This window comes from Chryseobacterium pennipullorum, assembly GCF_003384725.1.
GTDB classification, from domain to species: Bacteria; Bacteroidota; Bacteroidia; order Flavobacteriales; family Weeksellaceae; genus Chryseobacterium; species Chryseobacterium pennipullorum.
In genome coordinates, this window is sequence record NZ_QNVV01000010.1 from 1 (window position 1) to 13,050 (window position 13,050).

14 protein-coding genes are annotated in these 13,050 nt (G+C 39.7%); all 14 read right to left on the reverse strand.

The window, feature by feature from the left end:
- The coding region (locus DRF67_RS12020; protein ID WP_185142106.1) for a thrombospondin type 3 repeat-containing protein at positions 1-1,124 on the reverse strand (1,124 nt) is incomplete at its 3' end.
- 5 nt (positions 1,125-1,129) lie between these two features.
- Entirely contained in the window at positions 1,130-1,549 is a 420-nt protein-coding gene (locus DRF67_RS12025) for a hypothetical protein (RefSeq protein ID WP_115928550.1), read from the reverse strand.
- Between the two features lie 48 nt (positions 1,550-1,597).
- Positions 1,598-2,146 (reverse strand): hypothetical protein, encoded by a 549-nt coding sequence (locus DRF67_RS12030; protein ID WP_115928551.1) that lies wholly within the window; start codon positions 2,144-2,146, stop codon positions 1,598-1,600.
- Positions 2,147-2,570: 424 nt separating this feature from the next.
- Positions 2,571-3,104 carry a hypothetical protein gene (locus DRF67_RS12035; RefSeq protein ID WP_115928552.1) on the reverse strand — a complete coding sequence of 178 codons (534 nt, stop codon included), beginning with the start codon at positions 3,102-3,104 and terminating at the stop codon, positions 2,571-2,573.
- A 27-nt stretch (positions 3,105-3,131) separates the two neighbouring features.
- The gene (locus tag DRF67_RS12040; protein WP_115928553.1) at positions 3,132-4,064 is read right to left on the reverse strand and encodes a hypothetical protein; all 933 of its coding nucleotides are present in this window, start codon (positions 4,062-4,064) and stop codon (positions 3,132-3,134) included.
- A gap of 137 nt (positions 4,065-4,201) precedes the next feature.
- Complete coding sequence (locus DRF67_RS12045; protein WP_123912739.1) at positions 4,202-4,393, reverse strand: hypothetical protein; 192 nt, start codon at positions 4,391-4,393, stop codon at positions 4,202-4,204.
- 199 nt (positions 4,394-4,592) lie between these two features.
- Positions 4,593-7,190 (reverse strand): T9SS type A sorting domain-containing protein, encoded by a 2,598-nt coding sequence (locus DRF67_RS12050; protein ID WP_115928555.1) that lies wholly within the window; start codon positions 7,188-7,190, stop codon positions 4,593-4,595.
- 41 nt (positions 7,191-7,231) lie between these two features.
- A complete protein-coding gene (locus DRF67_RS12055; RefSeq protein WP_115928556.1) occupies positions 7,232-8,362 on the reverse strand; it encodes a hypothetical protein in 1,131 nt (376 codons plus the stop codon).
- A 903-nt stretch (positions 8,363-9,265) separates the two neighbouring features.
- The gene (rplL, locus tag DRF67_RS12065; RefSeq protein WP_072412199.1) at positions 9,266-9,631 is read right to left on the reverse strand and encodes a 50S ribosomal protein L7/L12; all 366 of its coding nucleotides are present in this window, start codon (positions 9,629-9,631) and stop codon (positions 9,266-9,268) included.
- A 46-nt stretch (positions 9,632-9,677) separates the two neighbouring features.
- Positions 9,678-10,271, reverse strand: coding sequence for a 50S ribosomal protein L10 (gene rplJ / locus DRF67_RS12070; protein WP_115928558.1), 594 nt, complete (start codon positions 10,269-10,271; stop codon positions 9,678-9,680).
- Between the two features lie 17 nt (positions 10,272-10,288).
- Complete coding sequence (rplA, locus tag DRF67_RS12075) at positions 10,289-10,981, reverse strand: 50S ribosomal protein L1 (protein WP_115928559.1); 693 nt, start codon at positions 10,979-10,981, stop codon at positions 10,289-10,291.
- 11 nt (positions 10,982-10,992) lie between these two features.
- A complete protein-coding gene (gene rplK / locus DRF67_RS12080; RefSeq protein ID WP_089796334.1) occupies positions 10,993-11,436 on the reverse strand; it encodes a 50S ribosomal protein L11 in 444 nt (147 codons plus the stop codon).
- Between the two features lie 290 nt (positions 11,437-11,726).
- Positions 11,727-12,395, reverse strand: a complete 669-nt coding sequence (locus tag DRF67_RS12085) for a hypothetical protein (protein WP_115928560.1) — start codon at positions 12,393-12,395, stop codon at positions 11,727-11,729.
- A 7-nt stretch (positions 12,396-12,402) separates the two neighbouring features.
- Positions 12,403-13,050, reverse strand: a complete 648-nt coding sequence (locus DRF67_RS12090) for a hypothetical protein (RefSeq protein WP_115928561.1) — start codon at positions 13,048-13,050, stop codon at positions 12,403-12,405.

The following is a 13,050-nucleotide window of genomic DNA, read 5'->3' on the forward strand; positions in this document are numbered from 1 at the left end:
CCTTTGGTTTTTGCTTCAAGCGCAGTCCAGGCTCCTTTTCTTACCATCGGCCAGTTTCCGGTATTGGTGCCTGCCCTTCCTAAAGCAGTGATTCCATATGGAGTATTCAAAGCAGTCCCTGCTGTTACGACAGGTTTGTAACAAAAACATCCTATAACAGCATTGTTTTGAGAATCTCCAACTCCCTGTCCCCGGTCTGAGCCAATATCTGCGGCACCTCCTGCATTGACAACGATTGGAACCCCTTGAGTATCTACACAAGATCCACTGGCACACAAATTTTGGTTGGGAGCAGAAGAACCGGTTCCTACTGACAGTGGTGCCGCAGCAGCAACCAGCATACTGTAGGCTACATTCTCATCTCCTTCCATAGCATCCAAACAACCATCATTATCTGAATCTAAATCCTGATAATTGGGAATCCCGTCATTATCCGTATCTAAAAGATAGGCAGGAATGGATACATCATCCAGAGCCCAGTCATCCTGGACTGTTGTAGCCCTATACACAAGTTCAGCCGTTGCCGGGGAATTATAAGGAATATTGAGAGTGAAGGTCTGGAAAGTATACCCTGATGCAACAGCTGTACTATATGGAGTAAAATTGGTAGTTGCACCGTTCGCTACAGTGAGGGTAATATTGGGAGTAGCCGTATTTCGTATTGTGCTATTATTGATCGTAGCATATAAGGTCCCATTGAGAAGAATCTGTAGTGTGGCTGTAGAGCCAGCGGCATTACTCCCATCCTGGGCACCCACCCTCATCGTTATAGCAACAGTTCCGTCGGTTCTGTTAAGGTTATTAATCGACTGATAAATCTCCCTGTTCGAAACATTGTCCGTTTGAATAAAGACATATTGCGATCCTGAACTATACTGCCAACCCCCTGTTCCTCCCCGTGTGAGCCAGGGTGCTGAAGTACTGGTAAAAGTACCATTTACCACCGCAGTCGATGGTGGACTTTCTAACAGGTCCGGTATTCCATCATTGTCATCATCCAGGTCTACAGAATTGATAATTCCATCACCATCCAGATCCTGGTTGGGGTTATACTGCGCATGAACAGTACCCATCCCAACTAACGCGAGTATCAGGATCAGTGTTTTTAATTGTATTTTTCCCATAAAGTTTATTTATTTAAATGGTTTGAAGCCCCATCAATACCTTGTCCGGCAGGGGAACTTAAATTGGTAAAATAAGGATTTGGGTTCGTCGATGCATTTCCCAAACTACTCATCAGCACATATGGAGGATTACTGGTGTCTCCTAAAAATATAGCTTCTGCCGCACTATTAAGAGGATTCGCTCCGGGAAATTGTTGCTGGATTACTTCCAGTTTGCCATCTATCGGAGAAGGAGTGTTATAAGCTGCAAAAGTTTTGGAGGTTGGATTATTGGTATTTTTTTGCATATTGGTTGTATAGGTACATACCATACCATTAGCCGCAGCAGACCCTGTCATTTCCAGAGAAGAATTCGTCTGGGCAAAAATCGAACTACTAAACAGCAGCGCAAGAGCTGCGATTAGTATATAATAATTTTTTTTCATGTCTTTTAAATTAAAGTTTTTTAAACCTACGAATATTCTGATAGATCTTTAAAAGATAAAGATCAAATAAGGCGGAGGTCTTACACAAGAAACAGCCAGAAAATAGGGATCCGACGATTCATTTTTATCATCACCGAATGTATTGATGTACAAGAAATGTAAGGATCTTTTCAAAGAAAGATCTTTATCGTCAAAATGGGCTTTGGGTACATGATGGCCACTGAAAACGGAGATATTACCCTCTTTATTGACAGCTTGAGCGGCCAAAAAATAGTTTGGAGAGCTATTAAAATATATTTTTACCTTATTTTCCGCTATTTTATCTTCTGGTAAAATTTCTGTCCTTTTCTTTTTTGCAAAAGTTTTATTAAGATCCTTCTTATTCTTATTCGGATCTTTATTTCCTTTTGTACCTGCAAGAACAAGCTGATTATTATTTTTGGATTTGCGGGATATAATTTTGGCTCCTTTTACTATAATTTTTTTTTCCAGAATCTGGTTATTAAAGTCTTCGTCAGTAGAATAGACTTTGGTATCACCTACAAAAAGGACAGCAGCCTCCGATTTAGCAACCTTAATTTCCTGGGCTGAAACCAACCTTGGCTGAAAAATTATAAAAAGAACCGTAAAAACACGTAACGAAACTACTGAGTATTTGTAAAAACTCAGATTTTTTATTGTCTGTAAAAAACCAAAAGACTTCAAATCTTTTTAATGAAAATGTGAAACCATACAATTTTAACCATTAAGTCATTATAAGGTGATTTTTTTAACTTGAAAAATAAAATTCAATATTCTTTTTTAGCACAAAAAAGATATTTAATTAAAAAAATAACTCATCTTCATGATTATCAAACAATTACCATCTATTAACTTGATTCAAAACTACAAAATAATTGGATATGAATTAAAAATTTTTTCCAGGCTTATTGAACATTTAAATTCTTACTTCCTGTTAATTCATATAAAAACAGCCACTCCTTTTTGGAAGTGGCTGATATTGATGTTGCGTTATAAAACCTTACTGTTTCCAGAATGTCCAGACCTTGCCATTATAAACCGCAAGCAGCTTAGAATTGGTATCATAGACCATCATCCCAGGAGCAGGATTAATAATATTCAGATGCGGACTCGATGCTTTGGGTAAGACCATTGCTTTATTGGTATCCTCCAGCACCAATACTCCAGGTACGGAAGTAGGAGTACCTACGGCTACTTTCGCGCTGCCCGTTTCTGTTGCAGAATTTTGAATGGTAACTCCATCTACACTGGTCACCGGGTCTATTGTCGTTCCAGAAGCATCTATACTCAGGTCCTTCCAGCCCGCATTATATTTTACTTTGATTTTTTTGTCAGAAAGATCATAGATCATCGTTCCGTTAGCTACAGAGGTTACTGCTGCTGCTGAAGTAGCCCATGGTAAAATCATTCCCCGGTTAGCGGCACCAAAATCCAGCGATACCGATGGTGAGGCTACAATCTGCTTTCCAATTGCAACTTGCGCAGATGCTAAGCAAAAAAACACGAGACACAGTGTCGTTAGTATATTTTTCATTTTTGATTTTTTTAAGTTATTGACCGTTTAATTGGTTGGACATGTTTGGGTATTGAAGCAAGCCCACCCTGCCGGTGTTCCCGTCGTATTCACCTGAAGGCAATCTAAACTCGTATTGTAAACCATCATTCCTTCTACAAGATTTGCGGCAGGAATTGCTGAGATCTGTGCAGTGGTTAATCTGTTGGGAACAAAACCTTTGGTTTTTGCTTCAAGCGCAGTCCAGGCTCCTTTTCTTACCATCGGCCAGTTTCCGGTATTGGTGCCTGCCCTTCCTAAAGCAGTGATTCCATATGGAGTATTCAAAGCAGTCCCTGCTGTTACGACAGGTTTGTAACAAAAACATCCTATAACAGCATTGTTTTGAGAATCTCCAATTCCCTGTCCCCGGTCAGAACCAATATCTGCGGCACCTCCTGCATTGACAACGATTGGAACCCCTTGAGTATCTACACAAGATCCACTGGCACACAAATTTTGGTTGGGAACAGAAGAACCGGTTCCTACTGACAGTGGTGCCGCAGCAGCAACCAGCATACTGTAGGCTACATTCTCATCTCCTTCCATAGCATCCAAACACCCATCGTTATCTGAATCTAAATCCTGATAATTGGGAATCCCGTCATTATCCGTATCTAAAAGATAGGCAGGAATGGATACATCATCCAGAGACCAGTCATCCAACACGGTTGTAGCCCTGTAGACAAGCTCTGCGGTTGCCGGAGAGTTATAAGGAATATTGAGGGTAAAGGTCTGGAAGTTAAACCCTGATGAAGCTGCTGTGGTATAAGGAACAAAATTGGTAGTCGCCCCATTAGATAATGCAATAGTCACATTATTAGTGCTAGCGGTTCTGCTGGTACCATTCGTTATGGTTGCATATAAGGTTCCATTCAGAAGAATTTGTAGTGTGGCCGTAGAACCGGCTGAATTATTCCCATCCTGGGCGCCAATTCTCATCGTTATGGCAACCGTTCCGTCTGTTCTGTGAAGGTTATTAATCGACTGGTAAATCTCCCTGTTCGAAACATTATCTGTTTGAATAAAGACATATTGCGATCCTGAACTATACTGCCAGCCTCCTGTGCATCCTCTTGTCAGCCAAGGTGCTGATGTACCCCCATAAAAGTCCCGTTTACCACGGTATTGGAGGGTGGGCTTTCCAACAGGTCCGGTATTCCATCATTATCATCATCCAGATCCTGGTTGGGGTTATACTGCGCATGAGCAGTACCAATCCCAACTAACGCAAGCATCAGGACCATTGTTTTTAATTGTGTTTTTCCCATAAAGCTTATTTTTCTAGCATAAAATTCATCTAAATTCTTTCGCAACATTACAAAAAAAAGCAATACTTTATGTGGTATTAAGTGTTAAAATTTTACATCAAAATACTCCGTTTAATTAACAAAGGGTCTGAGCGAACACTCAGACCCTTTGATTATTACATATTTTATTCCTTCTGGAAAAATATTGAATGTCAGAATCTTATTTTACAATAACTTTATAGGATTTTATGGTCGATGGGGTTTCTATTTTGACAATATAAACACCAGTTGGTAAAGAAGTGGTATCAATACCGGTATTAGCTGTCAACCTGCCAGACTTTACTACCTGTCCCTGGGCTGAGAACAAAGTATAGGTACCTTCTTCTTTCGATGTCATCATCAGGCTCTCACCAGCTTTTACAGGGTTTGGATAGATCTTAACATCATGAGCAACAGCAGCAATCTCTGAAGCGGTTACTTTTGCAGCTGCATTCAGACCATTTTTCAGCAATGAAGTGTATGGTGAAAGCGGAGACCCGGGGGCACCTCTCTTCACAAGATCGGTATCTACTACGGCCTGGATACCGTCTTTATCCTGATCATTAATGGTAGAAATAAATCCGCCGCCTGTCGTATCAAGATTTCCTTTTCCTATTTGATACAAATCATAGTCGGTTCCATTGGATGTTATATCCAGGAAGTCAGGTTTGTCATCACCATCTGTATTTTTAATTCCATATTTCATAATTCCTGAATCAGGAACTGTTTCAAGAATATCGGCAATTCCGTTCTTACCTACCGGAATCGTACTGTCGATAATACCGTTGTGATCCTTATCGATCTGGTTGATCACCGCTACCGGAATTCCAGATTCAAACAGATCCAGAATACCATCATTATCAGAATCCAGATCAAGATAATTCGGAACTGAGTCTCCTAAAACAGGAGTTACCAGAATATCCCCTTCAGCATCATCATCCTGGAATTTTCCATTGTTATCGAAATCTTCTATAGCATCAGGGATTCCATCGTTATCCGAATCCAGGTCACAGGCATCTACAATACCGTCACCATCTGTATCTAACGTAGGCGACTTGTCATTAACAGCACTACAGCCTTCTGCACAATCCGGAATTCCGTTTCCGTTGTTATCGATACTGTCATCCCCGTTAGGACATAGATCAAAACAGTTTGGAACTCCGTCATTGTCATCATCTTTGCTGGCAAATGCATTGTAGATATAATAGTTTTGCGGAAGGCGGACTGCCGTCCCGCTGTTGAAGGTGATCTTCATCCGGTTAAAAGGTTTTGTAGCCTTTCCTCCTACATAGAATTTATTTGAATTGGTGGTAAAGAAGTTCCCGCTGATCAGGCTTCCTGAGCTGGTAAAATTATCTGTTACCGTATTTCCGTTATACAAGGTTACCTTAATATTTTCAAGAACACTTACACCCAAAAGATTGGCTGCTTTTTCTACTGTAAATCCAGCCATGGTATTGGCAGGAAGCGTAGTATTGCTTTTTACGGTAACATACGCAGAGAAAATACTAAGGAATGACGCAGCCGGAACCGTAGCGGTTGCATAATTGGAAGGATTGGTATCCACAATCGCTTGTGGATTCGTCATTTTGGCAAGAATAAGACCTAAAAATCCGCCGCCTGACGTCCAGCTGCTCCCTGTTACCAGATTGCCTGGTACAGAAGATCCGCTCGTCTGGATCTTATCATCGCACTCGCATGAAACCGGTTCTTCGAAAGCATAATATACCTTAAGCGCTCCTAAATTGAATCCAACAGTCTGGGTAATCTTCAGCCTTATTTCATTGAATGGCTTGGTGGTTGTCAAAGTAACCTTTTGTTTTCCTGAACCGTATCCTAAAACTTTAATATTGATTAAACCTCCCCCGTCAGATAATTTTTTTGAATCCTGAAGCTGTCCGTATAAGTAGGTTTCTATGGTAATATTTTTTAAAAACTCAGCACTTAAAAGCTTGCCCTGATCATCAGGTGCGATCACAAAACCGGCTGTGTTTCCTGCAGGGTAAACCTGGTTTTTATCCAAAACTCCTACGGAGTAAGATCCTAACAGCCCAATAGGAAGCACTATTGTTCCAAAAGAGTTTTTATCTCCGTCTCCAATTCTTTCTTTATTCTGAACATAGGAAAGCGGCGCCACGAAACTGCTGCTTCCCGATACATTGCCATCCACCCCACTTCCTGCAACAATATCATCACAAATACCATTGTTGTCAGTAGGTACTTTAGCTGGATCAAATGCAAATGCGTAGTATACATTCATCGCACTGAATACAGAAAGCACGTTGGTCTGATAGAGCCTCACTTCGTCAAACTCTTTCGAAGTTTTAAAATGTAAAAATATTCTGTTCTTACTTCCTCCGAACGCAGGCACTGACAAAAGGGTGCTGCTGGTTGTAGATTCCTGGAGAACACCGTTTTTATAGGTAGCAATTCGTAAAGAACTCAACAAATCAATGGTAATAAAACTTGTTCCGAGATCTACGTTAAACCCTGTGATGTACCCTGCCGGATAAATGCTATTCTTATTTTTCACAGAAATTCCATTTCCACTGACCAGAGAAGCAAAGTTCCCCATGCTTACGCTATTGTCCAGGCTCGCATCTACTACCGGATTCATACTGCCGGTATAACATCCTAAGCAAATCCCCGAATTGTTGACAGGTTTTGCTTCTACCCCCATCCCACGGATAGGCTCATAGCCCTGCTGTGCAAATACCACTGCCGACATTATCAATGTTAAAAATACAGCCGCAAGTCTATCAAATAATTTTTTTGTCATTTTTTACGTTTTTATAAGGTTTTGTGTTTATTTTCTATGCATTAGTACATCGCTTTCCAGCTGGTGCCGTTGCACCCCTCGTGTACCCTGCCGGTCGTATTGTAGCGGATTGCGCCTTCTTCCGCCGTGGAACAAGCGGAATTGGCACCGGAGGCGATTCCTTTCAACTGAATAGCGGCCCCGGTAGAGGTGGCAGCAGTAGGGACCATATTGATTCCCATTATAGCATCGGTTCCATTATTTTTATTGAAAAAAACATGCGCTTTATTCGCATAGACCGTTTGTCCTGCGGCAGCCTGTCCCAGGAATCCAATCGCTAAAGCTTCTGTACCACTCGCTGTATTGGCAGAACCAATGGCGATATTATTTAAAGAGGTTGTATTTCCACTTCCAACTGCTATTCCACCACTGTTGGTATTGCTGTTCCCTATAGTAAGCCCTGCCAGCCCTGTTACTGTATTCAGGTTTCCAAACACCAGGTTATTAGCCCCTGTTGCATCATTAGAATTTCCTACTATTTTGGCACCATTACTGGCTTTATTTCCCAATCCGATCGCTACCGCAGGAAAGTTACCCTGTGCAGATACTGTGTTGTCTTTTCCTATCGCTACATTGGAAGATGAGCTGTTGGCAAGCGTATTATTGGACCCCCAGGTAAAAGAAGCATAAGGACCGGTAGCAGTATTGGCATTTCCACCCTGTAAGGTACCGTTGACATCCAGTATTCCTTTAATATTTTTTTGGGTGGCCAATACCAGGTTCTGAGCATCATTCGTCCCGAGATAATTCCCTGTAGTAATAGCCGTTCCTAATCCGGCTGCCGCAGTAGTCCCAGTATTACCGGTAGTACGCCACGCACCACTTAAGCCGGACCACTTTATTCCATCGAAATAATAATATCCTGGCGATACTACTTCTGCAGTCTGCCCTGTTGGTGCTGCTTCTGCTACAGTAACATATACGATTGCTCCGGTTTGTGCAGTCGTATAGTTTTTAGCTTTTAGTTCCGCTCCTTTGAGTCTTGGCGCAATAATACCGTCCAATTTACTTGTACTCGCCGGAAATCCTGCCACATCTAATGTAGCTTGTGGTGTTTCTGTATTGATCCCTACCTGTGCAAAAGCTAAAGAGCTAACAGATAAGAGAGCCAACGTGAATAATTTGTTTTTCATTTGCATTGATTTTATTGTTTTTTGTGTATTTGTTTACAGAACCCTGATATTTTCTCACTTAAATATTTAAATGAAACAATTGTATTTTTAGTTAAAAAAAACTATGGAAAAATATTGGAATATTTTCAGACTGGCTGACTCCGCATTGCATTGATCAGCTTACTTTCGCTAATTTTTTTATAAAGGTTAATACAAGAAACTTCAAATTTCGAAAGACATACCCTATTGTTCCTATTGAAAATCAGATTTGACTGCACAACAGATCTATTATCAGTGGCCATCACTCTTTTCAAATCTTTGATCAACCGTAGACTATAATGATATCCAATCCCTGGACAAGCTTTCCGCAGCATTGTATAACAGGAATCAACAGGCCTGACATTAGCTTTATGTATAGCATTGCCTGATGCGAATGAAGTATGCCTAACCTTAGATAGGCTATAGATGGAGGGATCCATCAAACATTCTGAACCATTGTTTATATCGTTTATATCTTGATCCTGCATTCCCTTTTCAGGCTTGTTTGCAACTGTCGATATAAAGCTGGTGTTACTATTTCCTACAGCCGATATTGCCTGCATCCAAGCAGGGTGTATCATATGACCGCAGGAAAGAAAATAATTTCTATCCAATTAATTGTGTGTTTTCGAATACAAATATAACACTTTTTCAATAAAAACAATATTTTAATATAAAAAATTCGTAAATATATGTTTAAATACTAAATTAAAACCACAATATTATGTTAATTCCTATGAAAAATATAATAATAAACTTATATGTAATCACAAGATATAATAATATTCGAATCCTATTGTTAAATAAATTTGAATTTGCAGAACCGAAACACAAAAAAAGCCCGGGCCAATGCCCGGGCTTCTTATATGTATAATACAATTGAAATTATTTCAATTCTACTTCAGCACCAGCTTCTTCTAATTGCTTCTTAAGAGCTTCAGCTTCGTCTTTAGAGATACCAGTTTTGATTGCAGCAGGAGCACCATCTACGATATCTTTAGCTTCTTTAAGACCAGCACCAGTTAAATCTTTTACCAATTTAACGATAGCTAATTTAGAAGCACCTGCAGACTTAAGAATTACGTCGAATTCAGTCTTTTCTTCAGCAGCTTCACCACCACCTGCAGCAACTACTACAGCAGCAGCAGCTGGCTCAATTCCGTACTCATCCTTAAGGATAGTAGCTAATTCGTTTACGTCTTTTACTGTTAGGTTTACTAGCGTTTCAGCTAAATTTTTTAAATCTGACATTGTTGTAATGTTTTTGTTGATTATTTATTTAATTTTTTGAGTGTAATTATTCAGCAGCTGGCGTTTCGTCAGTGCTTTCTGCAGCAGGAGCTTCCGGAGCTTCAGCAGCAGGAGTTTCTTCTACAGCAGGAGCAGCTTCTTCAGCTTTAGCCTCTACTGTTTCAGGTTTGTTTTGAAGAGCAGAAACAACTCTTTGAATTGGAGATTGAAGTAATCCGATGATTTCTCCGATCATTTCTTCTCTAGACTTGATGTTAGCAAGTGCATTTAAGTTTTCGTCTCCAACGTAGAAAGTTTCCTGAACAAAAGCAGATTTTAAAGCCGGCTTCTCTTCTTTCTTTCTGAACCCCTGGATTAATTTTGCTGGACCGTTAGCAGTCTCAGAAATCATTAATGCAGAGTTTCCTTTAAAAGTCTGGAACATTTCAGAGTAATCTACTCCTTCAATTTGCTCCATTGCTTTTTGTAAAAGTGTATTCTTTACTACTTTTACTTTGATATTTTGCTTGAAAGCCTGTCTTCTGAATTCTGAAGACTTAGCAGCGTTCAAACCGTCTAGATCTGCTACGTATACTACTTTTGCATCCTGAAGCAAGTCTTTGATCTCTTGTATTGCTACAACTTTTTGGTCTTTTGTCATTGTCTTAAGGATTTAAATTAGTTAACAGCTTTAGTATCAATTGCAATACCCGGGCTCATTGTAGAAGACAAATAAATGCTCTTCACATAAGTTCCTTTAGCAGCAGTTGGCTTCATTTTGATCAATGTCTGGATTAATTCCTGAGCATTTTCTTTGATCTTAGCAGCATCGAAAGATACTTTACCAATACCAGCATGGATGATTCCATACTTATCTACTTTGAAATCAATTTTACCTGCTTTTACTTCAGTTACTGCTTTACCAATTTCCATGGTTACAGTTCCTGATTTAGGGTTTGGCATTAAACCTCTTGGACCTAATACTCTACCTAATGGACCTAATTTACCCATAACAGCTGGCATTGTAACGATAACGTCAACATCTGTCCAACCATCTTTTATTTTTTGTAAATATTCGTCAAGACCTACATAATCAGCACCAGCAGCTTTAGCTTCTGCTTCTTTATCTGGTGTTACAAGAGCTAATACTTTAACATCTTTACCAGTACCGTGAGGAAGAGATACAACACCTCTTACCATTTGGTTTGCTTTTCTTGGGTCTACTCCTAATCTTACTGCAATATCTACAGAAGCATCAAACTTTGTAGTGTTCACTTCTTTTACAAGAGCTGAACCTTCCTCAAGGTTATAGATTCTTCCTTTCTCTACTTTGCTTAAAGCTTCCTTTTGCTTTTTTGTTAATTTTGCCATTTCTTTAAGTTTTAAGCGTTAGTTGGTTTAGTTCCTGTTACTCTTAATCCCATAGATCTAGCAGTACCTGCAACCATAGAAAGAGCAGAATCCATTGTAAAGCAGTTAAGGTCTGCCATTTTGTCTTCAGCGATCTTTTTCACTTGATCCCAAGATACAGAACCTACTTTGTTTCTGTTTGGTTCACCGGAACCTCCCTTGATCTTAGCCGCATCCATTAATTGGATGGCTGCAGGTGGAGTTTTAATAACGAATTCAAAAGATTTGTCTTCGTATACTGTAATTACTACAGGTAAAACTTGCCCTGGCTTATCCTGAGTTCTTCCGTTAAATTGCTTACAAAACTCCATGATGTTCACACCTGCAGAACCCAATGCTGGACCTACTGGTGGAGAAGGGTTAGCTGCGCCACCTTTCACCTGAAGCTTTACCATTTTAAAGACTTTCTTAGCCATTGTTTGTTTTTTAAATTTGAATAATTAATGAGTTTGGAAGCATTTATTATTCAGCAGGTTATGCACTCACATAACAATAAACCTACTTTTCGGACTGCAAAAGTATAAAATATTTTTGAAACTACAAATGGATATTGCTGATTTTTAAAAAGTTTTAAAAAAAACATCCTCAAAAGCCGCTTTTATTTTTCCATTAACAAATCAGTTTACTCTTTCCGATGTTACAACTGATTGTTAGCTCCATAAAAAAAGAAGAGCTTTAGCCACTCTCCTTTTATTCTATACTTATTTTAAAAACCATTTGGTTTGCTGATCTCTTGTGTAGAACCATCCGTCCCGCCCAGATCAGCGTTTACATCACTGATATTCTGTTTGGTAATCAATCTTTGATAGGCCATCAGGTAAAGATCTACGGTAAAATTATTATAGGTTCTTGGCGGATTGGTGGATGTAGCAGCAATAATCCTGCTATCTGTAAATCTTGCGCGTATATGCCAGGTCCCGTTACTTCTGAATGCTACTACATCCGGAGATCCCTGTTTATTATCATTGATTCCATTATCTCCATAATCCAGCATTACATTTGTAGTACCATCATTCAGTTTAAATGAATAGTTGTGAAGTGTAACCAAAAACTTGTTGGCGTCTATTTTGGTATCATAATCGGTAATTCCGGCGCCAGACACCCCAGTAAGAGAAAGCTTAAGGTAATTAAATAATCCACTGCTTTCCAAAGTGGGATCATACAGCTGCATTGCGTTTTCGGAAGTTGCTAAAAAGCTCCCCCCTGTCATCGTCGGCTCCCCCGGATTTCTGAGATACAGGGAATTCGTATATGTTTTTCCATTCACATCAAGTGTTTCAGTAGGATTTGTTGTATTGATTCCCACCTTCTTACTCTGGGCACTCGAAAGCACTCCCAGGCCCATGATCATTGCTATATAAATCTTTCTTTTCATATGTTTTTTATTGAAGCCCTAATGGCGTGTTGGTTGATACTCCTGAATATGCTGGCGATGCGGATTTTGATACGGAACCTGTAAAGGTTCCCCAATCTTTAACAAGTGATTTTTCAAATACATTCAGGGTAACGGTCCAGGTCCCATTTTGTGATGAAGTGGTTCCAGCTCCTTTGAAACTCAAATTAATTGCATGGTAATTTTTCCCGGCTTTTGCTACCTTAGTAACTTCAGTAGAATAAGATCCAAAAGATTTTGGTGTCGTTGTTGTATTGACTGCTGATACCGCTACTGTAAAGACAGCCCCTGTAATAGCCACAACATATTTATCCGTTTCCAACCCCGTATTAAGGTTAACGACTTCATCCTGTTTTACATTTTTCAGTACAACATTATAGGCATTCACAGGTGCTACATTACGGAGTGAGATATCCAACAGCTTCACTTTACCTACCGGTGAAGAATCTTTTGATCTGGTGAGAAGAAGATAATTTCCACTTGCTTTAGCATTTTCAGTATCTACCAGATAAGATTCAACAAGCGTTTCCCCTTCTACATCCAACATTCCCTTAGGGGTATTGGTATTGATTCCAACCTGAGCATTAGCATGCAAAGCAGCAAACCCGACCAGAAATAGTGCAGTAATTTTTTTCAT

What these genes read in the sequence shown, in the direction of transcription:
- DRF67_RS12085 (WP_115928560.1), bottom strand. Translation starts at nt 12,395, where the DNA reads ATGAAAAGAAAGATTTATATAGCAATGATCATGGGCCTGGGAGTGCTT.
- rplL (WP_072412199.1), bottom strand. Translation starts at nt 9,631, where the DNA reads ATGTCAGATTTAAAAAATTTAGCTGAAACGCTAGTAAACCTAACAGTA.
- DRF67_RS12055 (WP_115928556.1), bottom strand. Translation starts at nt 8,362, where the DNA reads ATGAAAAACAAATTATTCACGTTGGCTCTCTTATCTGTTAGCTCTTTA.
- rplA (WP_115928559.1), bottom strand. Translation starts at nt 10,981, where the DNA reads ATGGCAAAATTAACAAAAAAGCAAAAGGAAGCTTTAAGCAAAGTAGAG.
- DRF67_RS12040 (WP_115928553.1), bottom strand. Translation starts at nt 4,064, where the DNA reads ATGAGAATTGGCGCCCAGGATGGGAATAATTCAGCCGGTTCTACGGCC.
- DRF67_RS12025 (WP_115928550.1), bottom strand. Translation starts at nt 1,549, where the DNA reads ATGAAAAAAAATTATTATATACTAATCGCAGCTCTTGCGCTGCTGTTT.
- rplJ (WP_115928558.1), bottom strand. Translation starts at nt 10,271, where the DNA reads ATGACAAAAGACCAAAAAGTTGTAGCAATACAAGAGATCAAAGACTTG.
- rplK (WP_089796334.1), bottom strand. Translation starts at nt 11,436, where the DNA reads ATGGCTAAGAAAGTCTTTAAAATGGTAAAGCTTCAGGTGAAAGGTGGC.
- DRF67_RS12045 (WP_123912739.1), bottom strand. Translation starts at nt 4,393, where the DNA reads ATGGGAAAAACACAATTAAAAACAATGGTCCTGATGCTTGCGTTAGTT.
- DRF67_RS12035 (WP_115928552.1), bottom strand. Translation starts at nt 3,104, where the DNA reads ATGAAAAATATACTAACGACACTGTGTCTCGTGTTTTTTTGCTTAGCA.
- DRF67_RS12050 (WP_115928555.1), bottom strand. Translation starts at nt 7,190, where the DNA reads ATGACAAAAAAATTATTTGATAGACTTGCGGCTGTATTTTTAACATTG.
- DRF67_RS12090 (WP_115928561.1), bottom strand. Translation starts at nt 13,050, where the DNA reads ATGAAAAAAATTACTGCACTATTTCTGGTCGGGTTTGCTGCTTTGCAT.